The sequence below is a fragment of the Paenibacillus sp. FA6 genome (genome assembly GCF_051550225.1).
GTDB lineage: Bacteria > Bacillota > Bacilli > Paenibacillales > Paenibacillaceae > Paenibacillus_AQ.
This window is the reverse complement of record NZ_CP188820.1, coordinates 2,116,399-2,141,023: the sequence shown is the minus strand read 5'-3', so window position 1 is coordinate 2,141,023 and position 24,625 is coordinate 2,116,399. Positions and strand designations below refer to the sequence as shown.

31 protein-coding genes are annotated in these 24,625 nt (G+C 39.0%); 19 read left to right on the top strand and 12 right to left on the bottom strand.

Annotated elements, in window-relative coordinates; translation table 11 throughout:
* Positions 1-89: 89 nt before the first annotated feature.
* A complete protein-coding gene (locus ACP8HI_RS09970) occupies positions 90-293 on the bottom strand; it encodes a hypothetical protein (protein WP_438350936.1) in 204 nt (67 codons plus the stop codon).
* A gap of 197 nt (positions 294-490) precedes the next feature.
* Between ACP8HI_RS09970 and ACP8HI_RS09965 the strand changes: the two genes are divergently transcribed.
* From ACP8HI_RS09965 to ACP8HI_RS09950, 4 genes are all read left to right on the top strand, one after another.
* Positions 491-1,141, top strand: a complete 651-nt coding sequence (locus tag ACP8HI_RS09965) for a hypothetical protein (protein ID WP_438350935.1) — start codon at positions 491-493, stop codon at positions 1,139-1,141.
* Position 1,142: 1 nt separating this feature from the next.
* Complete coding sequence (locus tag ACP8HI_RS09960) at positions 1,143-1,316, top strand: YvrJ family protein (RefSeq protein WP_438350934.1); 174 nt, start codon at positions 1,143-1,145, stop codon at positions 1,314-1,316.
* Positions 1,313-1,552 (top strand): helix-turn-helix domain-containing protein, encoded by a 240-nt coding sequence (locus tag ACP8HI_RS09955; RefSeq protein ID WP_438350933.1) that lies wholly within the window; start codon positions 1,313-1,315, stop codon positions 1,550-1,552. The genes ACP8HI_RS09960 and ACP8HI_RS09955 overlap by 4 nt, the downstream gene beginning before the upstream one ends.
* A 400-nt stretch (positions 1,553-1,952) precedes the next feature.
* Entirely contained in the window at positions 1,953-2,432 is a 480-nt protein-coding gene (locus ACP8HI_RS09950) for a cell wall hydrolase (protein ID WP_438350932.1), read from the top strand.
* Between the two features lie 71 nt (positions 2,433-2,503).
* Here ACP8HI_RS09950 and ACP8HI_RS09945 read toward each other — a convergent pair whose 3' ends face one another.
* The gene (locus tag ACP8HI_RS09945; protein WP_438350931.1) at positions 2,504-3,208 is read right to left on the bottom strand and encodes a hypothetical protein; all 705 of its coding nucleotides are present in this window, start codon (positions 3,206-3,208) and stop codon (positions 2,504-2,506) included.
* Positions 3,209-3,692: 484 nt separating this feature from the next.
* Here ACP8HI_RS09945 and ACP8HI_RS09940 point away from each other — a divergent pair, with 484 nt between their 5' ends.
* Together ACP8HI_RS09940 and ACP8HI_RS09935 are read left to right on the top strand one after the other, a co-directional pair.
* On the top strand, positions 3,693-5,246 hold the full coding sequence (locus ACP8HI_RS09940; protein ID WP_438350930.1) for an ABC-F family ATP-binding cassette domain-containing protein: 1,554 nt from the start codon (positions 3,693-3,695) through the stop codon (positions 5,244-5,246).
* A gap of 136 nt (positions 5,247-5,382) precedes the next feature.
* A complete protein-coding gene (locus ACP8HI_RS09935; RefSeq protein WP_438350929.1) occupies positions 5,383-6,066 on the top strand; it encodes a response regulator transcription factor in 684 nt (227 codons plus the stop codon).
* An 85-nt stretch (positions 6,067-6,151) separates the two neighbouring features.
* Here the strand turns inward: ACP8HI_RS09935 and ACP8HI_RS09930 are convergent, their stop codons facing one another.
* Both ACP8HI_RS09930 and ACP8HI_RS09925 read right to left on the bottom strand, forming a co-directional pair.
* Positions 6,152-6,661, bottom strand: a complete 510-nt coding sequence (locus tag ACP8HI_RS09930; RefSeq protein WP_438350928.1) for a C40 family peptidase — start codon at positions 6,659-6,661, stop codon at positions 6,152-6,154.
* A gap of 269 nt (positions 6,662-6,930) precedes the next feature.
* The gene (locus ACP8HI_RS09925; protein WP_438350927.1) at positions 6,931-7,572 is read right to left on the bottom strand and encodes a thiamine diphosphokinase; all 642 of its coding nucleotides are present in this window, start codon (positions 7,570-7,572) and stop codon (positions 6,931-6,933) included.
* 179 nt (positions 7,573-7,751) lie between these two features.
* On the opposite strand from ACP8HI_RS09925, the gene ACP8HI_RS09920 reads away from it, so the two are divergent.
* The gene (locus ACP8HI_RS09920) at positions 7,752-8,216 is read left to right on the top strand and encodes a low molecular weight protein-tyrosine-phosphatase (RefSeq protein ID WP_438350926.1); all 465 of its coding nucleotides are present in this window, start codon (positions 7,752-7,754) and stop codon (positions 8,214-8,216) included.
* A gap of 179 nt (positions 8,217-8,395) precedes the next feature.
* Here ACP8HI_RS09920 and ACP8HI_RS09915 read toward each other — a convergent pair whose 3' ends face one another.
* Complete coding sequence (locus ACP8HI_RS09915) at positions 8,396-9,127, bottom strand: alpha/beta hydrolase (protein ID WP_438350925.1); 732 nt, start codon at positions 9,125-9,127, stop codon at positions 8,396-8,398.
* A gap of 245 nt (positions 9,128-9,372) precedes the next feature.
* Between ACP8HI_RS09915 and pdhA the strand changes: the two genes are divergently transcribed.
* From pdhA to lpdA, 4 genes are all read left to right on the top strand, one after another.
* Positions 9,373-10,440, top strand: coding sequence for a pyruvate dehydrogenase (acetyl-transferring) E1 component subunit alpha (gene pdhA / locus ACP8HI_RS09910; protein WP_438351768.1), 1,068 nt, complete (start codon positions 9,373-9,375; stop codon positions 10,438-10,440).
* Positions 10,441-10,521: 81 nt separating this feature from the next.
* Positions 10,522-11,499, top strand: coding sequence for an alpha-ketoacid dehydrogenase subunit beta (locus tag ACP8HI_RS09905; protein ID WP_438350924.1), 978 nt, complete (start codon positions 10,522-10,524; stop codon positions 11,497-11,499).
* A gap of 33 nt (positions 11,500-11,532) precedes the next feature.
* Entirely contained in the window at positions 11,533-12,831 is a 1,299-nt protein-coding gene (locus ACP8HI_RS09900; protein WP_438350923.1) for a dihydrolipoamide acetyltransferase family protein, read from the top strand.
* Between the two features lie 2 nt (positions 12,832-12,833).
* Positions 12,834-14,258 carry a dihydrolipoyl dehydrogenase gene (lpdA, locus tag ACP8HI_RS09895; RefSeq protein ID WP_438350922.1) on the top strand — a complete coding sequence of 475 codons (1,425 nt, stop codon included), beginning with the start codon at positions 12,834-12,836 and terminating at the stop codon, positions 14,256-14,258.
* Positions 14,259-14,807: 549 nt separating this feature from the next.
* Here the strand turns inward: lpdA and ACP8HI_RS09890 are convergent.
* Both ACP8HI_RS09890 and ACP8HI_RS09885 read right to left on the bottom strand, forming a co-directional pair.
* On the bottom strand, positions 14,808-15,251 hold the full coding sequence (locus ACP8HI_RS09890) for a carboxymuconolactone decarboxylase family protein (RefSeq protein WP_438350921.1): 444 nt from the start codon (positions 15,249-15,251) through the stop codon (positions 14,808-14,810).
* 209 nt (positions 15,252-15,460) lie between these two features.
* Complete coding sequence (locus tag ACP8HI_RS09885; RefSeq protein ID WP_438350920.1) at positions 15,461-15,763, bottom strand: hypothetical protein; 303 nt, start codon at positions 15,761-15,763, stop codon at positions 15,461-15,463.
* Between the two features lie 261 nt (positions 15,764-16,024).
* Here ACP8HI_RS09885 and ACP8HI_RS09880 point away from each other — a divergent pair, with 261 nt between their 5' ends.
* Entirely contained in the window at positions 16,025-16,159 is a 135-nt protein-coding gene (locus ACP8HI_RS09880; protein ID WP_438350919.1) for a hypothetical protein, read from the top strand.
* Positions 16,160-16,322: 163 nt separating this feature from the next.
* On the opposite strand, the gene ACP8HI_RS09875 is transcribed toward ACP8HI_RS09880, so the two are convergent.
* Complete coding sequence (locus ACP8HI_RS09875; protein WP_438350918.1) at positions 16,323-16,592, bottom strand: DUF2642 domain-containing protein; 270 nt, start codon at positions 16,590-16,592, stop codon at positions 16,323-16,325.
* A 134-nt stretch (positions 16,593-16,726) separates the two neighbouring features.
* Here ACP8HI_RS09875 and ACP8HI_RS09870 point away from each other — a divergent pair, with 134 nt between their 5' ends.
* From ACP8HI_RS09870 to ACP8HI_RS09860, 3 genes are read left to right on the top strand one after another with little or no spacing between them, the layout of a single operon-like run.
* Positions 16,727-16,876 (top strand): hypothetical protein, encoded by a 150-nt coding sequence (locus tag ACP8HI_RS09870; protein ID WP_438350917.1) that lies wholly within the window; start codon positions 16,727-16,729, stop codon positions 16,874-16,876.
* Positions 16,877-16,921: 45 nt separating this feature from the next.
* Entirely contained in the window at positions 16,922-17,137 is a 216-nt protein-coding gene (locus ACP8HI_RS09865; RefSeq protein WP_438350916.1) for a hypothetical protein, read from the top strand.
* The gene (locus tag ACP8HI_RS09860) at positions 17,134-17,610 is read left to right on the top strand and encodes an ASCH domain-containing protein (protein WP_438350915.1); all 477 of its coding nucleotides are present in this window, start codon (positions 17,134-17,136) and stop codon (positions 17,608-17,610) included. Before ACP8HI_RS09865 ends, ACP8HI_RS09860 begins: the two co-directional genes overlap by 4 nt.
* A gap of 1 nt (position 17,611) precedes the next feature.
* Here the strand turns inward: ACP8HI_RS09860 and ACP8HI_RS09855 are convergent, their stop codons facing one another.
* Entirely contained in the window at positions 17,612-17,797 is a 186-nt protein-coding gene (locus ACP8HI_RS09855; RefSeq protein WP_438350914.1) for a hypothetical protein, read from the bottom strand.
* A 117-nt stretch (positions 17,798-17,914) separates the two neighbouring features.
* Between ACP8HI_RS09855 and ACP8HI_RS09850 the strand changes: the two genes are divergently transcribed.
* Positions 17,915-18,196 carry a hypothetical protein gene (locus ACP8HI_RS09850; RefSeq protein WP_438350913.1) on the top strand — a complete coding sequence of 94 codons (282 nt, stop codon included), beginning with the start codon at positions 17,915-17,917 and terminating at the stop codon, positions 18,194-18,196.
* A 329-nt stretch (positions 18,197-18,525) separates the two neighbouring features.
* Here ACP8HI_RS09850 and ACP8HI_RS09845 read toward each other — a convergent pair whose 3' ends face one another.
* Positions 18,526-18,771, bottom strand: coding sequence for a glycine zipper domain-containing protein (locus tag ACP8HI_RS09845; protein WP_438350912.1), 246 nt, complete (start codon positions 18,769-18,771; stop codon positions 18,526-18,528).
* Positions 18,772-19,433: 662 nt separating this feature from the next.
* Here ACP8HI_RS09845 and thyA point away from each other — a divergent pair.
* Both thyA and ACP8HI_RS09835 read left to right on the top strand, forming a co-directional pair.
* Positions 19,434-20,228, top strand: a complete 795-nt coding sequence (gene thyA / locus ACP8HI_RS09840) for a thymidylate synthase (RefSeq protein WP_438350911.1) — start codon at positions 19,434-19,436, stop codon at positions 20,226-20,228.
* Positions 20,229-20,247: 19 nt separating this feature from the next.
* The gene (locus ACP8HI_RS09835; RefSeq protein WP_438350910.1) at positions 20,248-20,733 is read left to right on the top strand and encodes a dihydrofolate reductase; all 486 of its coding nucleotides are present in this window, start codon (positions 20,248-20,250) and stop codon (positions 20,731-20,733) included.
* A gap of 131 nt (positions 20,734-20,864) precedes the next feature.
* On the opposite strand, the gene ACP8HI_RS09830 is transcribed toward ACP8HI_RS09835, so the two are convergent.
* A complete protein-coding gene (locus ACP8HI_RS09830; protein WP_438350909.1) occupies positions 20,865-21,131 on the bottom strand; it encodes an AbrB/MazE/SpoVT family DNA-binding domain-containing protein in 267 nt (88 codons plus the stop codon).
* 455 nt (positions 21,132-21,586) lie between these two features.
* Between ACP8HI_RS09830 and ACP8HI_RS09825 the strand changes: the two genes are divergently transcribed.
* Positions 21,587-23,839, top strand: a complete 2,253-nt coding sequence (locus tag ACP8HI_RS09825) for a DNA topoisomerase 3 (protein WP_438350908.1) — start codon at positions 21,587-21,589, stop codon at positions 23,837-23,839.
* Positions 23,840-23,859: 20 nt separating this feature from the next.
* Here the strand turns inward: ACP8HI_RS09825 and ACP8HI_RS09820 are convergent, their stop codons facing one another.
* Entirely contained in the window at positions 23,860-24,621 is a 762-nt protein-coding gene (locus ACP8HI_RS09820; protein ID WP_438350907.1) for an HAD family hydrolase, read from the bottom strand.
* Positions 24,622-24,625: the final 4 nt, after the last annotated feature.

Genomic DNA, 24,625 nt, shown 5'->3' with positions numbered 1-24,625 from the left:
TAAGTTCACACAGTCAGTAGATCTATAAAGGTACTATTATTAACAAACCTAAACTAACGGTCATCCCACTATAGGGATGACCTTTTTTTCTATTCTATTAGACAGTCTTTCTTTTCCTTCTTGGACATTATACATCGATACTGAATGGCTTTTAAATGCGTAGCAAATTGCTCGGCTATACCACCATAAAACTCCTTATCTTGTGAATCACAGTTTGTCATACGATTAGCCAATTCATATAGATCCTTCTTGATTAACAGTATTCTTTCCATATATCCACTAATATCTGACATACTAAAAGACTCCTCTCGACTAATTCATATAGTTATTAAAGTGAGTAAAAGAGATATGGACACAACCATAAAAATTGAGATATTAATTAAGTTCCTAACTTTGTAAAAAAATCCGATAATTATTAAAAATGGTTGTGCTATGGTTAATATAAATCACTTTAATAGGTAGAAGATGAAAAATAAAGGAGTGATATAAATTGACCGCTTTATTACTAAATCAAGCAACTTACATCGATAGAGAACATGAAGCATTTCAAGACTATCGTTTAAGGAATAAGAGACTTTTTGAGAACAAAGTGATTAGCAGTTTTTTCGGAAATCCCTACCACGTATATTTGTTTGTGAATATGATTTGTGAACCATCAATTGATAAAAAAATGGAACTTGAAATGACCTTTCGCAAATTTTACTTCTGTATACGGTTCACAAAATATCTATGCTCTCTAATTAAATTTGCTGATGTTGACTATCACAGAAAGCGTAAAAAGCAAGAGGATAGGAACCCATTGGTTTTTGATACTCCAATGGGCGAAGAGGGGGACATGACTCTTGGGGAGCTTTTATTATTTATATCTGTTCAGCCAGAGTTAGGATTGCCGCAGCGCAATCCTGACATCTTCCAGTCTGCTATTGAAGATCCTAAACTATTCACAGTTTTTAGTAGGCTAACATCGAAACAAAAACAAGTTATTACCCTTGCTTATGATGCTGGTGTGTTAGATACCGAGATTGCAAGTGTCTTAATGGTCTCGCAACAAGCGATTACTAAAACTAGAAGGACTGCACTAGAAAAGATGAAGAGAGAGTTAGTAGTATTGTTAAATCTAAACTGTCAGGGGGATGGTTGATATGGATACTCCGACATTGATTTCAATCGTGACTACATCAATTTCAACGCTAGGGTTTCCAATCGTGCTAACAGGTTACCTCCTACTTCGGTTTGAAAAGAAAATTGAAAAGCTGAACAATACAATTATGGAAATGCTTCAGATCATTCGAGATGAGGTGCTAAAAAAGAAATGACTGATATAGACTTGTTCATTCTAGTTCAAAGGGCAAAGGCAGGGGATAAAGAAGCGATGAATCAAATTATCGTCATGTTTCGCCCTCTAATCATTAAGGTTAGTCAACGCGCGAAACCTAATGAACGAAGTGATCTGCAACAGGATATTATTGAAAAGGTCATTCGATCTGTTCTTAGCTATGACATGAATTCCCTCCCAGACTACACTGAGTACATTGAGCAAATTAAACTATAGCGATTTGAGTTTTATATCGTACTCTTCATAGCTATTTCTAATATACTTCTATTTTACTAGGAAGATTTGGCCGGCGATGTATGCTGGCCTTTTTTCTGCCTGTTAAAGGTGGCATCATGTTGCAAAGGTTTAAAGATCGTATATTACATAAATAAAAACATGTATTCAATAGAAACTAGCATTATTCTATATTTACCCCATTTTCTTGTCACAAGATGGGTGCTATTTGATACTTACAACTTTATTAATTTATTTTATGGGGAAGGTTGTATTTTCATTAAGTAGTGACACTTTACTTAGTATGAGAACGAGAGATCGAAGATGATCAGTACGGGATGAACTGATTACAACGACATCCACTAGTCTCTGTGCTCATAGAAAAATAATTGGAGGAATTACAATGGCAGGAGCATGTTTGACAGACCAAACAGGTTTTACTGAATTTGATGGGCTTGATAGTGTTGATATTTTGGCACGTCTTATCTATTCTGAGGCTAGAGGGGAATCTGTTGAAGGTAAGAGAGGGGTTTACCACGTTGTAGTAAACCGAAAGGCAAAGAATACAACTGAATTCGGTGGTAATACGATTGTGGGGATCGCTCTTAAAACTGGAGCATTCGATGGAATGACGAATAACAATGCGCGTTGCCCAGATACTTCCGCCAGTAGTGGTTGGACAGAATCTTTGAGTGTGGCGACCAACGGAGGGACAAATCCAATTGGTAAGTGCCTGTGGTTTAACGGAACAAGCACGTATACAAGTAAAACGAAGGTTATAGATGGTGTACTAAAGTATACCTTTAATGGCTCTACTTATACGGAAGTCGTGGAAAGCGTAGTCCTCGGTAAACATACTTTCTTCCGGTTGAGTGGGTATTAAAAAAATCGGATAAAACACCTACGAAAAATAAGAATCAGCCTCTAAGGAAGCTGATTCTTATTTTTTATATTTCATTCCTTAATATCTGATATTACGAGGTCAATCGCTTTTAAATTTTGGTCATAATCGACTTTGACGGAAACTACAACTAGAGATGGAGATGCTGTCCCTAAAAGAGTAGCTGTTATTTTATTTTCTACGAGTTCATATTTTATATGGTTATTAAAACTTACTTCGTCAAACCATAAACCGGCATCTTCCTCCTTGAATACTTTATCCAGTTTTTGTGAATTTGTCTGAATAAGGATTTTCACTGTTCCATGTGATTTAGATATACTTGATTTAATGTTTTTATTTATATAAGTAAGTGGATCATCAATTTGCAACTCCATTAAATCCTTAGAACGTAGTACATGTAATTCTTGTATATTTATATCGCTTCCTGTGCTAGGGGTGGTAATAATAACAATCTCTTTAGTACCATCACCATTAATGTCAGCTGTTTTGATAGTCGGATAGTATGTGGGATTGGAGTCCGTTATCCAAGAGAATGTCTTATTTTGATCTAATGTTTTTACGGTGACTTCGTTAAAGACCCCATCCTTTTCATCTTTAGCAAGCAAAAATATATCATCAAAATTTGCTATTTCAATACCTTGGTTGTTATTCGCATCTTCCACATTGTACGCTTTAGATAAATTTGTTTCTACGACTCCGCTTCCGCACCTAGATAATGCCAATACCATTAACAGAATAAATAGACTGTTTTTAACCATTAATCCTTCACCTCTTATATATATTTTTATGACAAATTATCAAGCCAAGTGCGACAGGTTTTTTTGTGAATGTTTCGTGAGGGATTTTTCAACCGAGGCAGTTCCTTGGTTATCTGTGATGTGGTGCCAGGGCTATTCTTAGCTCATCATCGGAGATAAGCTATTTTCATTTCTTAGCAACTGTCGCACTTAATATTTGCAATCCGTTATATATTAAACGGAACATATCCTATTTAGTTACATATTAATTAATTTTTATAGCATAAAGAGGTTGGTGTAATCTTGTAGTAACAGCGATCGTAAGAACAATCCGTCAACGTAGCGGTCATTTTATTAGTTGATTGATAAAGTGAAATAAATAAAGGGGAAGTTTATAGGAAATGATAGTTTCGTCACACCTCCTATTTATGTTATAATGAAATCTTGACGGTCAAACATATGAGATCAAATGATTTTTAATATAGATAGGGGTTAAAGAGTAGAAATGAGTTTATTAACTGTAGAGGATTTATCCCATAATTTTGGTGGGCGTACGTTGTTTAAAGATGTTTCTTTTCGTTTGTTAGATGGGGAGCATGTAGGTTTTGTTGGTGCCAATGGGGTAGGTAAATCTACTTTGATGAATATTCTAACGGGTACACTGCTCAAAGATAGCGGAAAAGTTGAATGGACTCCGCGAGTTCAATTTGGTTATTTGGATCAACATACGAAGTTAACACCAGGTAAAACGGTTCGTGATGTTCTCAAAGATGCTTTCTTACCTCTTTTGGTGCTTGAAGAGGAAATGATAGAGATTACGAACAAAATGGGTGATGCTACTCCAGAAGAGCTGGAAATACTTCTAGAGCAAATGGGTGACATTCAAGAACAGTTAGAAATTGGCGATTTCTATTTGCTTGACGTTAAAGTTGAAGAAATGAGCCAAGGTCTTGGGCTTACCGCCATTGGTTTGGATCGGGATGTAGCTTCTTTAAGTGGTGGACAGCGGACGAAGGTATTACTTGCAAAGTTATTGCTTGAGAAACCGACAGTGCTACTGCTTGATGAGCCTACGAACTATTTGGACGTGGAGCATATTGAATGGTTGACACAGTATTTGAAGAACTACCCGCATGCCTTTATGCTGATTTCACATGATACAGACTTCATGAATCAAATTGTGGATATTATTTATCATTTGGAATTTACCAAATTAACAAGATACACTGCGAATTATGAGAAATTCCTTGAGATGGCTGATATGAATAAGAATCAACATTTCGATGCTTATGAGAAACAGCAGGATTACATTAAGAAACAGGAAGATTTTATTAATCGTAATAAGGCGCGTGCTTCAACTTCCACTCGGGCGAAGAGTCGTGAGAAACAATTGGACCGGATGGATCGCATTGAGAAACCAGAGGAAGCTACTAAGCCGACATTCCATTTTAAAGAATCTAGAGCAAGTGCTAAAACCGTATTCGAAGGTATTGATTTCGAGATTGGATATAGTCACGCTCTACTTCCTAAGATGAGTATGTTGATCGAACGTGGAGATAAGATAGCTATCGTTGGTTGTAATGGTGTAGGTAAGTCTACATTACTCAAAACAATTCTCGGTAAAATACCTACTCTAAGCGGTAGAACATACCTAGGTGAATATCTGCAACCAGCATACTTCGAGCAGGAAGCGATTGCTGGCAAAATCACGCCTCTTGATGACGTGTGGAATGAATTTTCATCACTCACTCAAAGTGAAGTGCGTTCACATCTAGCGCGTGTTGGTCTCAAGAATGACCATATTACACGTCCATTAGCTATGTTGAGTGGTGGAGAGCAAGCTAAAGTTCGGATATGTAAGTTAATGATGCGTGAAGCGAACTGGATTCTATTCGATGAGCCTACGAACCATTTAGATATCCTTGCTAAAGCTGAACTGAAGCGGGCGCTTACGGAATTTAAAGGAACAGTAGTTCTAGTATCCCATGAACCCGAATTTTATGCAGACTGGGTAACGAAAGAATGGAATGTAGAAGAGTGGGCATCCAAGACGGTATAATATTGATCGGCTAATGAAATGAATATATTCGTTATGATCCATCCCTCATGTTGAGGGATGGATTTTTATTTTTGGAGAAAGCTAAAGGAATAGTGTCATATACATTGTCATTTTAGTGGGAAATGGGTGGGAGTCTGTGAATAAAACGATCCTTTATGTGAATTATGAAGGCGAATCTGCTGTACCCATAATTGAAGCGTTGAGAATAGAGGAATATGAAGTGATCGAGGTTGGTCATGACATAGAGGCAGTAGAATATGTTGAAAGCCATAAGATTGATATGTTAATACTGGATTATGGAAGTAAAGGGAATGAGTTTGAGGTGATAAGCCAGTTGCGAACAAGGATGGGATTTTTCCTAATCCTGATCCTGTCCGATATCATGATGAGCGAGAAGATTATTAAGGGGTTCGCTGCAGGAGCAAATGAATATATCACGAAGCCTGTTCAGATCGAGATCGTATTAGTTCGAATACGTAACCTATTCAACCTGATAGAGATTGAAAATACTGAGAATAATCTTCCTATCACGATAGGGGAACTCTATATCGATCCTAGAAGTCGTATGGTTAGGCGTAATACTCAGAGTATTGAGTTAACGCCCAAAGAGTACGATCTATTGTTGTATTTAGCAAGACATGTGAATCAGGTATGTAGTAGAGAGCGGATTCTGAAATTAGTATGGAAATATGATTATTCGCTTGGTACGAATGTGGTTGATGTGTATATACGTTATTTAAGATTAAAGATTGATAAGGGCCATCGTCATAAAATGATTCATACCTCACGTGGGGTTGGCTATATATTAATAGGGGAGTAAAGATTGGAAGATAACAAAACTGACAGTTTACTAAACTGTCAGCATGTGAGAATACTTATAAAGTTTTGAGAGATTCAACGACGTACTAAAGAACGCGACGTGCTTTTAGATACGTATTCTTCCAATGTGCTTTATTAATATCTGTGTACATTACACCAGGTGATCCATAAGTATGAAGCATTTTACCATTTCCGACATACATACCAACATGAGTTACATTCTTTCCATTCGCTCTACTTCCAGTTGAGAAGAATAATAAATCTCCCGTTTTAAGATTAGCTTTGGAAACGGCAACCCCCATCTTGGATTGAGCAACAGATGTGCGAGGTAGATTCACTCCGAATTTACCGTAAATACGTTTCATTAAAGATGAGCAATCAAAGTATCTAGTTGTTGTAGTAGCAGCGCCGAACTTGTATGGAGTTTTCAAAAAGGTTTTACCGTAGTTAGCGATTTTGTTCGCTTTGGATATTGATGCCGTTGATGTGGTTGCTGCTTCGGCTACTGGACTAGCGACCGTTGCCGCTGCTGTGAGAGCTAATGATGAGCAAATTCCTACGACTGCGAATCTATGAGTCCATGTTTGTTTTTTCATATTGTAATACCTCCGTTAGTTGGTTTCTAATGTTGTAATGTTCTGGGCTTGTGACCAAGTATAACAGTTTTGTAACCACCTAAAAGTTGGTATTTGATATAAGAGTCTACTATAGCAGTAGTTAGAGCCCCTTTATTAAAATTCAATTAGAATTTAATATACGAAATCAAAAAGTCATTTAAAAACAAAAAAAAGCCGATATACCCAGTTGTAGTAGGTGTTATCGGCTTTTATTTCATAAGTTGAAACTAGTTACAAAAATGTAGTTGTTAATCTTTACTTTGAATAACAAGTAGCGATCCAGATTCGACAGTAATGTTTCCTATATTGCTAGAAAGCCGATTGCTGATCCCGAGGGATTGCCCCTGACGTAAAGTGGCGTGATCTAAAGGATAGACAAAACCCTGTAATGTAATTCCTGTTACTTCGGATGTCATGGGTAGTAGAGATACAAAGGTATAACCTAGATCTTTGACTTCAAGTGTAGAATCGGTCATTGTAATATAATTATGGTTGTCTAATATAGCGAATGAGATATGATGCTGTAATGCTCTGTTTAACAAGTGAATATTGGCTAGAGTATGATCAAGACGTGTACCTGTACCCCCGACAAGTAAAATACAAGTAGGCTGTTGTTCGAGAGCTAAATCGAAGGCCAATTCAGTGTCCGTAAGATTTTTGTCAAAAGCATCGCAGGAAATCATTGTAACGCTTGATGAAGAAACGATTTCTTTTTCTTGTGGTGTGATGGAGTCGAAATCACCGACAGATAAATGTGGGTGAATATGATTATGTATTAGAAATAATGCGCCTTTATCGGCACCTATAATGAAGTCATCTTCTTGGATCTCTTTCAAGTACTCTGAATAGAGTTGGCCTCCTGAAAAAATAATTACCCGTTTCTGTGTCATATATGTTATTGATCCTCCAGTGTAGTTATCTTCTAAATGAAGTGAGAAACCTAGGAATAAGTATAATTGAGATTGCATGGTTGTACAAATGTTAAGTATTGTTGGTACAATTGAAGTTGTATTGTCAGGTGTTATGCAGCAATGGAAGAAGCAGAATTCAAAAAAAGGATGAGGATTGTATGATTAACGTTCTATTTGTTTGTTTGGGTAACATATGTCGTTCACCAATGGCTGAAGCTGTACTGCGCGATAAAATTAAGATCAATGAATTAGAGGGACAGATTACGGTTGATTCTGCTGGAACAGGGGATTGGCATCTAGGTCATCCTCCACATGAAGGAACTAGGAAACTGTTAGATGAGCGCAGTATTAGTTACGAAGGAATGATCGCAAGACAAGTATTAAGCGAAGACTTTACAAATTTCGACTACATTATATGTATGGATCAATCCAATCTGTCTAATCTTCGGAAAATAAAAGGAGGAGAAGACGCTCAGATTATTAGTTATATGGATTTATTGCCTAATGAAACTTTACGCGAAGTGCCTGATCCATATTTTACAGGGAATTTTGAAGAGGTATATGGGTTAATGGACGCTGGCTGTTCGGTATTACTAGACAAGATAAAGAAAGAAAAGTTATAATTTCACTTATAGAGGAAGTTCGGAAAGTCATTTTTTGAACTTTTATCAAATGGCATGTCACAACATGCCGTTTTTTGAAGAATGGTTGAAAGCGCAATCATTACGGGGTGAAAAATGAATCCTAATTCTCCTACTATAAAGAGAAGGATATTAGGATTCGCAGTTGGGGGAGATAAACCTTATTCTTTTAAAAAATATAAAAGTGCCTCTGGTAGTTCTTTCTGCCAGAAACCCCAAAGATGTCGACCGTCTTTCTCTTCATAATGGACTTGCGCTCCACGGGATTGTAGCAGGTTCTGTGTGTCCTTGTTAAGTTGAACGAAATCATATACACCGGTATCTGTTTGGAACTCATTCTCCTGTAGACCTACAATCATGTAGATGTTCAACCAAGATAAATCTTGTTGAGAAGCAATAATCTCTTGTGACGCTTCATAGTATGCACCGGACAGACTAAGAACTCTTGTGAATAGATGTGGATATTGAAGTGCTATATGAAGAGATACGCTTCCTCCAAGGGAATCACCCGCGATCACGATGTCAGCTGGGTTTGTTCTTACAGGATATTTGCCACTTACATAGGGAATAATTTCTTCAGCGAAGCATTTCATATAGTTGTGAAATCTGTCCCCAAATGGTGCATATTCTGCCGTTCGGACAGATGTATCCACTTCGACACCTACAATAATGAAGGGTTCTGCACCTTCATCGAGAATGAGGCGATTGGCAATCGTGGCAATTCTGCCGAAATTGAAAAATTCTTCCCCATCTTGACAATAAACAACAGGATAGCTAACAAGCTCATTATAACCAGGGGGGAAGTAAATACGGAGGTTACGTGTTTCATTTAAAAATTTACTGGTTATATGATCCTTAATTATGGTTCGTTTCAAATAACGTGAATCTGTCATGAGTGATCACCTTTTCTTAGAGTGTATTTTTGCAATAAGTATAGTAATGAGATAAAATTGTTGAGAGTTGTTTAAGTGAATAAGGTTGAACTGTTATACTAATTATATTGCCCTGTTATACATACAAAAATCAATAATCATGAAATTAACTGGCATTTGCCTTTGACGAACGTATAGAACAGGTGTATAATAATTCTATAACAGGTGCACATGATAAATCAAATTATTTTGTCGAGGTGAAGAAAATGAGTAAGGTTCCTTATGAAGTGTATGCAGAGGAAGTTGAGGCATTATCGGTACTTTCTCCAGATGGTGAAATTGTTAATAAAGATATGATGCCGGATCTTACCGATGATCAATTGAAAGAAATTATGTATCGCATGGTATTTACTCGTACATGGGATGATCGTGCAGTTAATTTAGGACGTCAGGGCCGACTTGGTTTCTACGCTCCTGTATCTGGTCAAGAAGCAACTATGGTTGGTAGTGAGTTCGCTCTTCAGAAAGAAGACTTTATATGTCCAGGATATCGTGACATTCCACAACTAGTGTGGCATGGTCTACCGCTTTATCAAGCATTCCTGTACTCCCGTGGTCACCAACATGGAGGTCAAATTCCAGAAGGTGTTAACGTATTAATGCCACAAATTATTATTGGTGCGCAAATCCTTCACGGAATGGGTATTGCGATGGGATTCAAATTGAAGAAACAAAAACAAGTAGCAATCGCTTATACGGGTGACGGTGGTTCATCTGAAGGTGACTTCTATGAAGGTTTGAACTTTGCAGGTGTCTATAAACTTCCTGTTATTTTCTTTGTACAGAACAATGGTTATGCAATCACTACACCATTCTCTAAACAAACCGCTGCACTTTCAATTGCACATAAAGCAATTGCCGCAGGCATTAGAGGAATTAAAATTGATGGTATGGATATCTTCGCAGTCATAAGTGCTGTTCAACAAGCTGCTGAACGTGGCCGTAATGGAGAAGGCGCAACATTGATCGAAGCAGTAACCTATCGTTTCCGTCCGCATTCTTTGTCTGATGACACTTCTAAATATCGGACTAAAGAAGAGGAAGCTGAATGGAGCTTGAAGGATCCAATTGTACGCTTTGCTAAATACTTGGATAAAAAGGGTCTTTGGAATGAAGAAGACACAGCTCGTGTGAGAGAAGAAGCTAAAGCAAAAGTTAACGAACAGATCAAAAAAGCAGAGCAAGTTGAAAAAATGACGATCTCAGGCTTGATTGACAGTATGTATGAACATACACCGCAACATCTTGAAGAACAAAAAGCCGATTTCGAATAAAAATAGATTTATTTCGTTTTGATGACATTTTAATGAATGACTTTTATTTGACTGTGAATGTTTAAGGAGGATAAAGAAGCGATGGCACAAATGAACATGAAAGAAGCGATTCGCGATGCGATGCGCGTTGAATTAGAACGTGATCCGAATGTACTAATCTTCGGTGAAGACGTAGGGAATGTTGGTGGTGTTTTCCGTGTAACAGAAGGTTTGCAAAAAGAATTCGGAGAAGATCGTGTATTTGATACACCACTCGCTGAATCGGCAATCGGTGGTATGGCGGTTGGACTAGGGATTCAAGGATTCCGTCCTATTGCAGAGATTCAATTCATTGGTTTTATCTTTGAAGCACTAGATCAAATGTTAATTCAAGCTGCTCGTATGCGTTATCGTTCAGGAGGACGTTTCAATTCTCCAATCGTATTCCGCACACCATTTGGTGGTGGCGTAAAAGCAGCTGAACTTCACACAGATTCCTTAGAAGGTTTGATTGCTCAAACTCCGGGTATAAAGGTAGTAGTACCTTCCAATCCTTATGACGCAAAAGGTCTTTTGATTGCTGCAATTCGCGATAATGATCCAGTATTCTTCATGGAGCACTTGAATTTGTATCATGCATTCCGTGCGGAAGTACCAGAAGGTGAGTATACCGTTGAACTAGGCAAGGCTAACATCGTTCGTGAAGGTTCGGATGTAACGATTATTTCTTATGGTATGACAGTTCATACTGCTACCAAAGCAGCTGATGAACTAGAGAAGAGTGGAATTAAAGCTGAAATCATTGATCTTCGTACATTGAGTCCGCTTGATATCGATACGATCATTACATCTATTAAGAAAACAAACCGTGCAATTGTTGTACAAGAAGCTCAAAAGAGCGCGGGTATCGCAGCGGAAGTTATTGCACAAATTAATGAGAAGGCTCTTCTTCACCTTGAAGCTCCAGTTCTTCGTGTAGCGGGTCCAGATACTATTTATCCATTTGCGCAAATCGAAGATTCTTGGCTCCCAACACCGGCCCGTATTATTACTGCAGTAAACAAAGTAATGGAATTCTAAAATGGTTCATGCACAAACAAGGAGGTAAACACATTGGCTAAATTTGAATATCGTTTCCCAGAACTAGGCGAAGGCTTACATGAAGGTGAAATTATTAAAATGCATATTAAACAAGGCGATGTCATTACGGATGATGATATCGTTATGGAAGTACAGAACGACAAAGCGGTCGTTGAAGTTCCGAGTCCAGTGAATGGTACAGTACTTGAAGTGCTAACTAAGGACGGACAAGTATGTCGTGTAGGCGATGTCGTTGCAATTATTGATGCTGTAGGCGATGTTCCTCATCAAGAAGAAGCGCCTGCAGAAGCACACTCTACACAAGAAGCAGATGTTGCGAAAGGTAGTGCGGATACGACTTCTACACCAGCCCCAGCTGCTGATGTAGCTGCTCCAGTCGCTCCTAACAAAGATATCCTTGCTACACCTAGCGTTCGTAAATTGGCTCGTGAGCAAGGGATTGATATCTCTAACGTAACGGGTACGGGTACGAATGGTAAAATTACGAAGGAAGATGTTGAATCCTTCAAGAATGGTGGTCAAGCAACTTCTGTACCGGTAGCTGCTAGCGCATCTGCAGAAGCTGCACCAAAAGCATCCTCAACTACAAGTACTACGGGTAATACTAGTCTTGAAGAAGAACGTGTTCCATTCAAGGGTATCCGTAAGGCAATTGCAAATGCAATGGTTAAATCAGCGTATACCGCTCCACATGTTACTATTATGGACGAAGTAGACGTAACTGATCTGGTTGATTTCCGTACTCGTATGAAACCAATCGCAGAGAAAAAAGGCATCAAAGTTACTTATCTACCATTTATCGTAAAAGCATTGGTTGCCGCAAGTCGTCAATTCCCTGCTCTTAACGCGATGATTGATGAAGAAAGCAATGAGATTGTATACAAGAAATACTACAACATCGGTATTGCAACAGATACACCTACCGGCTTGATCGTTCCAGTTATTAAAGATGCTGATCGTAAAAGCGTTTGGATGATTGCTGAAGCTATTACTGATCTTGCAGTTCGTGGACGCGATGGTAAATTGAGTGCGAGCGAAATGAAGGGTAGCACGATTTCGATTTCCAACATTGGTTCTGCTGGTGGTATGTTCTTTACTCCAATTATTAACTTCCCTGAAGTTGCTATCTTGGGTGTAGGCCGTATTTCTGACAAGCCAGTAATTAAGAACGGTGAAATTGTGGCAGCCAAAGTAATGGCATTGTCCTTAAGCTTCGACCATCGTATTATTGATGGTGCTACTGCACAACATTTCATGAACTATATTAAATCGCTACTCAATAATCCTGAGTCGCTAGTAATGGAGGTTTAATCATGGTAGTAGGAGACGCTTCTCTAGATATCGATTTATTGGTTATAGGTGCAGGTCCTGGTGGTTATGTAGCAGCTATTCGTGCTGCTCAACTAGGCCAAAAAGTTCTAATTGTAGATAAATCAGAAGTCGGCGGTGTATGTCTTAACCGTGGATGTATTCCATCCAAAGCTTTGATTGCTGCAGCTCATCAATATGAGTCTGCACAACATGGTGAAGCATTTGGTGTTATGACTGAGAATGTGAAAGTAGACTTTACCAAAACACAAGAATTCAAAAACAATGTTGTGAAGAAAATGACTGGTGGCGTAGCTGGTCTACTTAAAGGGAATAAAGTGGAAGTATTCAATGGTGAATGTATGTTCATCAATGAGAACGAAGCTCGTGTCTTTAATGATCACGAATCTCCACGTTACCGTTTCAAGAACTGTATTATTGCTACAGGTTCTCGTCCAATTGAACTTAAACCATTTCCTTTCGGTGGACGTATCATGTCTTCGACGGAAGCGTTGGAAATTCCTGAAATTCCAAAGAGCATGATCGTTATCGGTGGTGGATATATTGGTGCTGAACTTGGCCAAATGTTCTCGAAGTTTGGGACTAAGGTTACGATCATTGAAGGATTGGAATCCGTTCTAAACGGCTTCGATTCGGATATGACTAAGCTAGTTGTGAAGAGCATGGAGAAAACAGGTATTGAGATTATTACAAGTGCGAAGGCAGAGAGTGCTGCACAAACAGATAAAGATGTTACAGTCAAATATTCTGTTGGTGGAGAAACGAAGGAAGTTACTGCTGATTACTTGCTTGTAACGGTTGGACGTCGTCCTAATACGGATGGTGAACTTGGTCTTGATCTTGTAGGTATCGAAATGGATGATCGAGGTTTAGTGAAGGTAGATCATCAAGGACGTACGAACTACCCACATATCTTTGCCATCGGTGATATCGTTGCGGGCCCTGCCCTTGCACATAAAGCTTCATATGAAGGTAAAGTAGCTGCTGAAGTTATTGCTGGTCAAACATCTGTAGTAGATTACAAATGTATTCCTGCAGTAGCATTTACAGATCCTGAATGTGCAAGCGTTGGTTATACAGAGAAAGAAGCGAAGGAAAAAGGCTATAAAGTTGTTGTAGCTAAATTCCCATATGCCGGTAACGGTCGTGCAGTGTCTCTGAATAGTACAGATGGATTTGTGAAATTGATTTCTGAAGAAGGTACAGATCTTCTACTAGGATGTCATATTGCAGGTATTGAAGCTTCTAACTTAATTGCTGAACTTGGTTTGGCTATTGAAATGGGTGCTACACTTGAAGATATCGCTTTGACAATTCATGCACATCCAACCTTGGGTGAAATCGTGATGGATGCTGCTGAGTTAGGCCTTGGTTTTCCAATTCACGCGATGGCTCCACGTAAAAAGTAATAGGCATAATTATTATCGGAAGGGAGGAACGTAACTACGTTCCTTCCTTTTTTTATGTTGTTGTACACATTGCGATGTTTGATATGGATAGATGCAACGTTTTGATTGATCTGAGTTTGATGTATTTACGCAAATAAATAGCAAGGAGAGTACAACTATTAAATATTATCAGGAACTAATAAGTTGCGCTACGAATAAAGAACAAGCGCCAATTACCAACAAAACAATAACCATGATAGTAACAAATATTTTACCATTCATTTTTTTCACCTCGGAAACATTATACCAAATATATATACCAAAAGGAGTGATAACGGATGAATCAATGCCCTCATTGAATTGTCTGGGGAAGAGGTGGGGTCATGATACAGTTACAGAGTGTACAATCAACGGATCAACCTAATGGCTAGCGGTTGTATTATAGGCGAATGTATTATTTGTGGGGATTGGGTATTCGAGAGTTAGAAGATTATAAAAGATGGATTAGTGCGAAGAAGACACATAATACATATTAAAAAAAGAACATCAAAAGATGTTCGTTAAGAGCAATTATTTTTCAGTTGCTGTATTACCCATTGCAATAGAAATTCTATTCCAACTGTTGATTTGATTGATGATAAGAACAAGGTCAACATATTGTTTCTCGTCATATTGTTCACGTACTCGTTTATATAGGTCTTCAGGAACTCTTTTGGTAGGGATTAGAGTAATATGCTCAGATAGTTCGAGAGCAACCCTCTCTTCAGGTGTATAAAAAGTACATTCACTCCAAGCGTTTAAACAATAAATTCGTTGTTCGGTTTCACCCATTTTACGAGCATCGGATGTATGCATATCTATGCAGAAGGCACAACCGTTAATTTGAGAGACTCTAATTTTGATAAGTTCTCTTGTGGTTCGACTAATTGTAGACTTTTTGGTGTACATCTCCATATCCATCATGATTTTCATACCATCAGGTGCAACATCATTGTAGGGAACTCTTTGACTCATTAGGCAAGACTCCTTTGGCTTTAATATACCTCTAGTATACCTTTATACGAACGTTTGTACTAATTTTTTTGTTTGACATTCAAATCAAGAGAAATATCACTTGTAAAGGGTAGTTAGTAGCTTCGTAGTTCGAAGAAAAAGCGATATATTCAGATTAAAACAACTCTCCCAGCCAGTAATGTTGGGGAACGGTCAGCTGGGAGATTACATCAACTATTCTGAGTTTCTGGGTCATTAAAAGTTTCTAAGGCTGCATTACCTTGCCCTTGATCGCCTGGATATTCACGTTCCGTTCCTGCATGTAACTCTCGATTTTCGTAATCAAATCGATTAGGAGGTCGCTGATCAATACGCCATGGCGTACTTTTGCCCAACGATTCCGCATTAATGGGTGAACCATATGGTCCGTCTGAGAATTCTTCTGCAACTAAGTCGTTGCGTTGGGATTCTACGGTTGCAAGATCAGTGTACTGTCTTCGTTGTTCATTGATAAAACCATCGTCTTTAGACATAGAGAACCTCCTACAATTTTTCAATAGTATGCCCATTACATTAAGTAATGATGAAATGGAAATGCCTTGGAGAATCTACGGATATTTAATCGGACTAAAAATAGTGTCTGAACATTTAAAGTCTGAAGCTGTTGTTGCGTAGTACGAAGATAAAGCGAAGTATCAAGAGGAGGAATTGGATATGAGAAGCACGCTAGGTGCTTTGAACAACTCGAACGTTTAGGGGACGATGAATTGACTGGTGAAAAGCTAGTAGAGGAAATGAATAGAGCTAAATCCATAACAGGTGTAGCTTCCCAAATCATAGCGAATGGATCATTGGTGCTGGAAGTGAAAAAACTCGTTGATGTCAGAATGAATGCTAATACTGAATTTCCTAAGATGCTGGAGGGCTAAAGACCAAAAAGTGTGCTGATACGAGCAGGAGAATTGAGTGGTATTGAGTGCATCGAAACGGAAGAATTTTAGGTTACGTTATTTTAGCTTATACCCTGTATTGAATATATAAGTATGAGGGTACAAAAAAAGAGCTGATTTCACAGCTCTTCTGATTAGCAATCTATTCAGGCATTATCCAGACAATTTCGCAAATACGTACAAGGAATTTCCTACCTCTAGTTTCTAAAACAACATGGTCTGGTTTGACCTCAACAACACATCCGTTGAGGGCTCCGCGTGTGGTTTCAAGCACAACAGGATTTCCTAGGTGACACTTTAAAGCTTCAACGACATATGGATCGACCGGGTGGACCGTTATAGCGTGGTGCATTTGTGACGGGTGGTGCATTGGGTGGTGCATTTGATGCGTTGGATGTAATGGATAATTCAAAATAAAACCTCCTAATTAATTTATACAGCATCCTATGCAGAAGCCCATGAAATGAATTGGGCTTCTGCCTAAAAGTAAAAAAAATAACCGGAATAACTATTTTGAATATATAAGCACTCAAGGAGTGACAACACATGACAACCAAACCGTTAACCTGGCGTCAAACCGAGGCACTAGCCTTCATAAAGTCATTCATCATTAATAATACGTACCCACCAACTGTCCGGGAGATCGCTGAGCATCTTAATTTAAAGTCGCATTCGACAGCGTTCTGTCTCTTGTAGCAGCTGGTTAGTAAAGGGCATATCAAAAAGGGTGTGGGTCCGAGAATGATTCAGGTCGTTACCAAGCAAGACTCACCTGATTTTTCTGGATGGACAGAGGAACAACTAGAGAAACATATCATTGAGATTTTACAAAAGCATGGGATTGACGCTCAAGCGGAAGTAACGGATATCAAGGATGAGGTCGTTGATAACCGGCGGGCTGGACGAATTGAACTGATCTTCGATGTGATTGTTCCCAAGGAGGAAAATAAAATATGAAAGCTATAACCATCATTCAACCATGGGCGACATTGATAGCACTTGGTGAGAAGAAGTTTGAAACGCGTAGCTGGGCGACTAAGCACAGGGGACCTTTGGCGATCCATGCTGGGAAGAAAGTCGATAAGGATGCTTGGATGAACGAAGTGATTTACATGACTCTGCGAAAGCATGGAATCCTGACCATTAATGATTTACCTACGGGTGCAATCCTAGCAACATGTAACTTATCAGGTTGTTACATGGTTGAAAGGAAGGCATCTGAACAAGAAGATAGGATACCTGTATGGCTCAAGAGTACGACTGCTGAGGGTATAACGTTAGGGTGGGCTGGGAAGTTCCCTGATGAGTACTATTTTGGTGATTACAGTGATGGTCGTTATGCCTGGAAGCTTGCTGATGTAAAACCGCTAGAGGATCCGATCTCAGTTAAAGGTCAGCAAGGACTTTGGAATTGGGAATTACAGACATGAACTATTTTAAATGTGATCTTATAAAGGCAACTACCGCCATAAATAATGCGACATAAGCAGAGTTAAGTTTTAATTTAGCAAGTTTAGTTATATCTGTTTGTAAATCAAAGATGATGATTTTGTAAAGGAAATATAGATAAAAGACCACGCTTAAAAGAAGAACATAATTTATTATCTTTTTAAACATCGTTACTCTCCCTTCTTGGGCGAGATTTGTAAAAGACCCCCAATACCTGGCCGGTCGTGGGGGTAAATTGGTAAATGTTACCTCTCATGAATTATAACATATGAGGAGATGAGGGGAATGGGAGCTGAACAATTATCATTTGATATCCACCGAATAGATGAGGAAGCCACAAAAGATGCTGTTGAAAAATATCTTAAACAAGCTAGAGAATATATAGTTACAGAATACATTCCGGATGAACCAACTATGACGGCAGTATATAGTGACATGCCTCGAGGGGACACAGGTACCACAAGTGATCAGACAGGCAATATTGCCACTCGTAATGTGGATGAACCGGAGCGAAGACGGAAGCATATTGAGCGTGCGGAGAAAGCGATTGGGCAATCTATCGTTTAGCCGGAATGCTTGGACTGGTTATGCTGCAGAACACAAGGAGGAGATGCAGATGGAAAAATCCGCATTGAAAAAGATACAGTTTCGTTCATCCGTAAATGAAACCATCTGGTCTTTGGGAAACAGCGTAACCGCAAGTTATATCCTGTCCCTGTGAGTAAACAAGTGACATTTGACCGTTGGTATTAATGACTGACGGTTCTTTATAGAATAAAGAACATGCGGGTTTAATAATGTATTAATGATAAAAAAGACTCTACCGGTATATAAACTGGTAGAGCCTTTTTTAACGTTTAGGTAAGGATAAAACCTGAATCTTTGCTAGCACCTGTTTATTCTGTTCGGTGTGTATCGTTGTCATTATCGTTATCTTCAACAGCTTTACCCACTTTATTGCCCAATGTTGCGCCTACGATGCCACCTACGATGGTTCCAACAGGACCCAAAGCGGAACCCATGACAGCGCCCACAGCAACACCACCCACGGTTCCAACAGCTTTTCCAGTGTCAACGCCATCATTATTGGTCGTGGTGCGATCAGAACCATCGTTTCGATTACGTGCATTGTTTTTAGTCATCTAATCTCACTCCTCGTTTTTATGAACGCTGCTACTTATGGCGCAGTCTCAAAATATATCTTGCCCTAACCATTCTGAAAGAATTCTTATTTACAAATCCAATTTAATTAGGGGACTTTATCATTTATCAATCCGAAGCTTTCATTTTAAATCCTTCGAGTGAATCCAAAGATGACTTACTGTTACCTATTGGCTTTCGTTGTTGAGTCGGTGGTGTATCAACGCGCGTTCTACGGATAAGTTCCCCCAACATTGCATTGTTAGCTACTAGATATTCCAACATCATCCCAGCATTAAATACGTCCTTACAGAGTTAGAGAAGAAAGGCTACATTAAATGGGAAGATAAAGGGGATATTGACAGCATAATGATTTTGCAAGCCTCGGAACAAGAGAGTATCCGTCATTCGACCACTTCAAGAAATGCACAATACTGGAGTAGTTATTAATGTGACAGCGGATTCGGTTTGTAGTTATAATAGAAGTAAGTATATAATGATAAAGAAAAAGAATAGAAGCATTGTTGATTTTAGTGACGTGATTCCATCTAAAAAAATCACTAGAAAATCACATTATATGCAAACAAGAATGAATGCATTCGTATATAGCTGAATCATAAAAAAAGATTACAGATATAGAATAATAGTGAGGTGCTCATGAACAATGAAAAACTATTTAGAATTGTTACAGGATATATTAGACAATGGTACACCGAAAGAAGATCGGACAGGTACCGGAACGCTATCCGTTTTCGGTCGCCAGCTTCGCTTCGACCTATCTAAGGGATTTCCATTATTGACAACAAAAAGAGTCCATCTTAAGTCGGTCATCCATGAGTTGTTATGGTTTATTAGTGGGGATACGAATACAAAGTATTTGAAAGAAAATGGCGTCTCTATATGGGACGAGTGGGCAGATGAGAATGGTGAATTAGGCCCCGTGTATGGCTCGCAATGGAGAGCTTGGGAATCGGCTAGCGGTGAGAGAATTGATCAACTTGCTAACGTTATTGAAGCGATTAAGAATAACCCTGATTCTCGGCGTCATATTGTCAGTGCGTGGAATGTGGGAGAAATTGATAATATGAAGTTACCTCCATGTCACTTTGTATTCCAATTTTACGTGGCTGGTGGGAAGCTATCCTGTATGCTCACCATGCGTTCTGTAGACACGTTCTTAGGGCTTCCGTTTAATATTGCGAGCTATGCATTACTTACCCATATGGTGGCTCAGCAGTGCGGATTAGAGGTTGGAGAGTTTATTTGGTCTGGTGGCGATGTGCATATCTATTCGAATCATATGGAGCAGGTTGGAACACAGCTACAACGTGAGACCTATGATCTTCCTGTATTAGAAATTAAACGTAAACCAGATTCTATCTTTGATTATTGCTTCGAAGATTTCGAGTTCATTAATTACGAGCATCATCCTGGAATAAAAGCTCCAGTCGCTATATAGAAGGGGTAGGGGAACAGACATGACAGTTACTATGATTTGGGCAATGGGACGAAATGGTGTAGTGGGGAAAGATAACGGAATGCCTTGGCACCTACCACATGATATGGCTTTCTTCAAACGACAAACGATTGGGAAACCAGTTGTCATGGGTAGGAAAACATGGGAATCCTTCGGCGGTAAGCCATTAAAGGATCGGATGAATATCATCATGACACGTGACCCGAAATATACAGCACAAGGAGCTCATGTTGTTCGTACTGTAGAAGAGGTGTTAGACTTGGTACAAGATCAGGAGTTAATGGTCATTGGTGGGTCTCAGATTTATGCAGAATGGATGCCGGTTGCGGATCGACTACTTGTGACAAGAATAGATGCTGACTTTGAAGGTGAAACTGTATTTCCTGAGACAGATTGGTCTGTTTGGACTTTAACTGAGGAAACACGTGGAATTCGAGATGACAAGAATCTCTATGATCATCATTTCTGTACGTATATTCGAAAGTAATATGAAATAGGGCTGTCTCCCCGAGAACCGGAATATGGTCTTGGGGAGCAGCCCTATTGTTATTTATTCGATTCTATTATATTTCCACTGAAAAGGGTGCCGTCTTTGAAAAAAGGATGGCACAGCCGTTTCTATTTGGAGAAATTCTGATTATATACTTCTATCATTTCTTCAAGAGCAGTTTTACTAATCATTTTACCTTTGAAATAAACAAGGTTCTCTGCATCTCCTGTAAAGATACAAGAAGGCTCATATTTCTTTAGTACAATACGATCTCCATCTACATAAATTTCTAACCCGTCTTTAATTTCAATTCCTAGAGTTCTACGTAATTCTATGGGTAAAACAATACGACCTAGTTCATCTACTTTTCTTACTATCCCTGTTGCTTTTAACATATTAATTTCCCCCTTTATAGTAAATCAAAAAATTCGACAAATAAAATTGTTATTCGACTTTTTATGATGTTCTTCATTTGAATTTTATTCCTAATTATAGTCTGTTGTCAACTAAAAAGTAATATAACACCACTTATTTCTTTTTTTATAGAAGTATAAATGGAATAAAGACTAGTTAATTACTATATTCCCAGTATATTAATCGACATTATTCGCTAAAATAATCAAAATCATATACAGGAAAAATGTTGTACGTATTGATAGATTAACACAGGTTACCAAAAACTCGGATTTCATAGATTGAGAAATAACATAGTTTACATAACTTTTATATGATACGATATATTAAAAGTGTGAGTTCAAAAAGTCTTCTTGGTAACCTTCGTGATCAAATGATGACCTTTTGAACAACCTCTAAAATGACATTGAATTAGTATGTAAGGAGTGACAATCTATTGAAGACACTCATTATTGCGGAAAAACCCGATATGGGTCGAAATATAGCTGCCGCAATTGAGCCCAAGGCTAAGAATTATCGATCTTATTTAGAAGGTGAACAATATATTATTACGTGGGCAATCGGTCATTTAATTGGGCTGGCAGAGCCGGATGCATATGATGAAAAATATAAGAGATGGAACATCAAAGATCTCCCCATTATTCCTGATCCATTTATGCTGGTGCCTAATACAAGAACACTTGATCAACTTAAGGTCATTGATGAATTAGCTAAACGTAGCAATTTGCTTATTAACTCATGTGATGCTGGACGAGAAGGTCAGCATATATTCTCACTCATCCAGCGGCACTTGAAATTAACTCAGCCTGTCAAAAGACTCTGGATATCGGATTTAACTCCTGAAACGATCAGAAAAGGATTTGCAGAGTTAAAGGAAGGATCCGAATACGAGAACTTAACCAAAGCAGCAAGGGCACGAAGTGAAGCAGACTGGCTGATTGGGATGAATGGTTCTCGGGCCTTTACAACGAAACATAATGTATTGCTATCGGTAGGGAGGGTGCAGACTCCTGTTCTAGCGCTCATTTACGATAGGCAGAAGCAAATTGAAGCCTTCTCGTCATTAAAGTTCTTTGATTTGGAAGCCCATTTCACGCAAAACGAAGTTACGTACAAAGGAATGTGGCAAGGAGAACGAATGACTGATCAGCCTAAAATGGAGGCCTTGGCAGCTAAAGTTAAGGGACAGCATGGACGAATAGCATCTTATGAAGTGAAAGAAACAAAAGAGCATCCCAATAAATTGTACGATTTGACTCTTCTGCAACGTGAGGCTAACGGGAAATATTCTTTCTCAGCAAAGAAGACATTGGATATTGCGCAGGCACTTTATGAGAAGCACAAAGTGATTTCGTATCCGAGGACGAATTCAAACTACGTGACGGAACAGAATATTCCGGAAATGCATAAAACATTGTCTGTTCTACAAAGCACAGCGTACTCCGATTTGGTAGCGGGAGCAGATCGTAGCTTAGTTCATATAGGTAATAAATCGATTTGTAATCCTTCGAAAGTAGAGGATCATCATGCGATTATGCCTACTCATCGTAAGGCTACCAATCTTAGTCCTGATGAACAGAAGTTATATGATCTCATCGTGCGTCGTTTTCTATCACAATTCTATCCAGCGGCTGAATACAAAGTTCATACCGTTATGACGGAAGTGGAAAGCGAGATGTTCAAAACAACGGTTAAAGAGCTTTTAAGTTTAGGTTGGAAGATCATTATTGCGGACCAAAAGAAAGAAGCTGTTAAGAAGCCGAACGCGAAGGATAAGGATGAAGAGGACGAAGAGGAAAATGAAGTAAATGAACCATTCTCGATTCTACGAAATGATAGTGTTACATGTACAGATGCAATCGTAAAAGAGAAGGATACTCAGCCGCCCAAACACTTTACAGAAGGAACTCTTCTCAAAGCTATGGAAAGTGCGGGTAAGCAGATTGAGAACGAAGAGTTACGTGATGCCATGAAAGACTCTGGTCTAGGAACACCGGCAACTCGAGCAGCTACCATTGAGCGCTTGAAAGGTGTGGGCTATGTAGAGATGCAAGGTAAGAGAATTGAACTCACGCAAAAAGGTCGCATGGTTATCGAATTAATTCGTGGTGCGGGTATTGAACTCCTAACCTCGCCTGAAATGACAGGGCAGTGGGAACGGCGATTGAACGAGATATCACGTGGTACCGCGTCTGATGAGCAATTCATGGGCAATGTGAAGAAATTCGCTACGATGATCGTGGACAAGGTGCGCGTGCAATCTAGGGCGGATAAGACCTCTTTTGAGAGTGGGCCTTCAACACAGAGAGCAGTTACGAAGACTCAAGCAGCTAGTGGGAAATCAGCAGCTCCGAAGAAAAGCAAGGTTGCTGGCAAAGCAAGCTCATCCTCGGATTCTGAATCTGCTTCAGCTGCTCCCCAAATGATTGGCAAGTGTCCGCGACCTGATTGCGGTGGAATGATATTCATGGGGCGTAAAGGGTATGGTTGTTCCCATTATAAAGAAGGTTGTAAATTTGTTATATGGAAAGAGAACTTCGGACGGTTATTAAGTGATACTCAAGTGAAGGCTCTCATTGAGAAAGGTAAGACCGGAAAGCTGAAGATCTCCTTGCAGGATGGTACACCAAGTGAAGGTAGACTTCTTGTTAAAAGCCTAGATACAGGCGAACTTATGATAGAGCAATAGCAAAAAAACAACGGATCCCTTTAATTTAGGGTCCGTTGTTTCATTTCAAGATCTATTTTATGTGCAATGAATTCAGGGACTTCATCAATGGAGGTAGCGGTATACAGGATATGATCAGGAGTTCTATTCAGTTCAACAATATTATATTCCCATTCATTTGAAATTTGAATATAAATGCTACAGATTCCTGCAGTTAATGCGGGCATGACGTCGGTTCTAAGGGAATTCCCAATCATCCAAGTGGATGAACGATCGAATTGCCCACTTCGTAAAATTTGCTCAAGACTGTCTGTATTTTTATGTTCACGAATATAAATTCGTTCATCGAAGTACATTCTCAAGTTCATTTGATCAATCTTCCGCTGTTGAATGGCTGCCTCTCCACCTGTATAGAGATGCAGTTGATGACCGTTGCTCTTAAGCAATTCAAGTGTCTCAACCATTCCTGGATAAGGCTCTACTTCTAGATCGTATACGCTAAGGCCCAGTTGTAAGAGTTGATCTTCCTCATGGGGATGAATTAGACGCTGGAATTTAGAACTAAAGTAACGGTAAGTATTAATGAGTGATTGAGGAAAGTTACCACTTTTAAATCCAACGTTCTGCACCGAAGCGATATCAATCTGAATTTGTTTCTGACGAATTTCAACGGTTGTTAGTTCATAATCACTGAACCAGTCATGTGTTAACTCAAGAAATCGATCGAGAATAAGTCCGAAATATTTGTTGCAATGAATGAGTGTATCATCTAGGTCAAAAAGAATTTGTTGACGCGTGTTCAATAGG

Excerpts from the sequence above, each read along its gene's own strand:
- ACP8HI_RS09970 (WP_438350936.1), bottom strand. The coding sequence starts at position 293 with ATGTCAGATATTAGTGGATATATGGAAAGAATACTGTTAATCAAGAAG.
- ACP8HI_RS09960 (WP_438350934.1), top strand. The coding sequence starts at position 1,143 with ATGGATACTCCGACATTGATTTCAATCGTGACTACATCAATTTCAACG.
- ACP8HI_RS09955 (WP_438350933.1), top strand. The coding sequence starts at position 1,313 with ATGACTGATATAGACTTGTTCATTCTAGTTCAAAGGGCAAAGGCAGGG.
- ACP8HI_RS09950 (WP_438350932.1), top strand. The coding sequence starts at position 1,953 with ATGGCAGGAGCATGTTTGACAGACCAAACAGGTTTTACTGAATTTGAT.
- ACP8HI_RS09945 (WP_438350931.1), bottom strand. The coding sequence starts at position 3,208 with ATGGTTAAAAACAGTCTATTTATTCTGTTAATGGTATTGGCATTATCT.
- ACP8HI_RS09940 (WP_438350930.1), top strand. The coding sequence starts at position 3,693 with ATGAGTTTATTAACTGTAGAGGATTTATCCCATAATTTTGGTGGGCGT.
- ACP8HI_RS09930 (WP_438350928.1), bottom strand. The coding sequence starts at position 6,661 with ATGAAAAAACAAACATGGACTCATAGATTCGCAGTCGTAGGAATTTGC.
- ACP8HI_RS09925 (WP_438350927.1), bottom strand. The coding sequence starts at position 7,572 with ATGACACAGAAACGGGTAATTATTTTTTCAGGAGGCCAACTCTATTCA.
- ACP8HI_RS09920 (WP_438350926.1), top strand. The coding sequence starts at position 7,752 with ATGATTAACGTTCTATTTGTTTGTTTGGGTAACATATGTCGTTCACCA.
- ACP8HI_RS09915 (WP_438350925.1), bottom strand. The coding sequence starts at position 9,127 with ATGACAGATTCACGTTATTTGAAACGAACCATAATTAAGGATCATATA.
- pdhA (WP_438351768.1), top strand. The coding sequence starts at position 9,373 with ATGAGTAAGGTTCCTTATGAAGTGTATGCAGAGGAAGTTGAGGCATTA.
- ACP8HI_RS09905 (WP_438350924.1), top strand. The coding sequence starts at position 10,522 with ATGGCACAAATGAACATGAAAGAAGCGATTCGCGATGCGATGCGCGTT.
- lpdA (WP_438350922.1), top strand. The coding sequence starts at position 12,834 with ATGGTAGTAGGAGACGCTTCTCTAGATATCGATTTATTGGTTATAGGT.
- ACP8HI_RS09890 (WP_438350921.1), bottom strand. The coding sequence starts at position 15,251 with ATGAGTCAAAGAGTTCCCTACAATGATGTTGCACCTGATGGTATGAAA.
- ACP8HI_RS09885 (WP_438350920.1), bottom strand. The coding sequence starts at position 15,763 with ATGTCTAAAGACGATGGTTTTATCAATGAACAACGAAGACAGTACACT.
- ACP8HI_RS09880 (WP_438350919.1), top strand. The coding sequence starts at position 16,025 with ATGAATAGAGCTAAATCCATAACAGGTGTAGCTTCCCAAATCATAGCG.
- ACP8HI_RS09870 (WP_438350917.1), top strand. The coding sequence starts at position 16,727 with ATGACAACCAAACCGTTAACCTGGCGTCAAACCGAGGCACTAGCCTTC.
- ACP8HI_RS09865 (WP_438350916.1), top strand. The coding sequence starts at position 16,922 with ATGATTCAGGTCGTTACCAAGCAAGACTCACCTGATTTTTCTGGATGG.
- ACP8HI_RS09860 (WP_438350915.1), top strand. The coding sequence starts at position 17,134 with ATGAAAGCTATAACCATCATTCAACCATGGGCGACATTGATAGCACTT.
- ACP8HI_RS09855 (WP_438350914.1), bottom strand. The coding sequence starts at position 17,797 with ATGTTTAAAAAGATAATAAATTATGTTCTTCTTTTAAGCGTGGTCTTT.
- ACP8HI_RS09850 (WP_438350913.1), top strand. The coding sequence starts at position 17,915 with ATGGGAGCTGAACAATTATCATTTGATATCCACCGAATAGATGAGGAA.
- ACP8HI_RS09845 (WP_438350912.1), bottom strand. The coding sequence starts at position 18,771 with ATGACTAAAAACAATGCACGTAATCGAAACGATGGTTCTGATCGCACC.
- thyA (WP_438350911.1), top strand. The coding sequence starts at position 19,434 with ATGAAAAACTATTTAGAATTGTTACAGGATATATTAGACAATGGTACA.
- ACP8HI_RS09835 (WP_438350910.1), top strand. The coding sequence starts at position 20,248 with ATGACAGTTACTATGATTTGGGCAATGGGACGAAATGGTGTAGTGGGG.
- ACP8HI_RS09830 (WP_438350909.1), bottom strand. The coding sequence starts at position 21,131 with ATGTTAAAAGCAACAGGGATAGTAAGAAAAGTAGATGAACTAGGTCGT.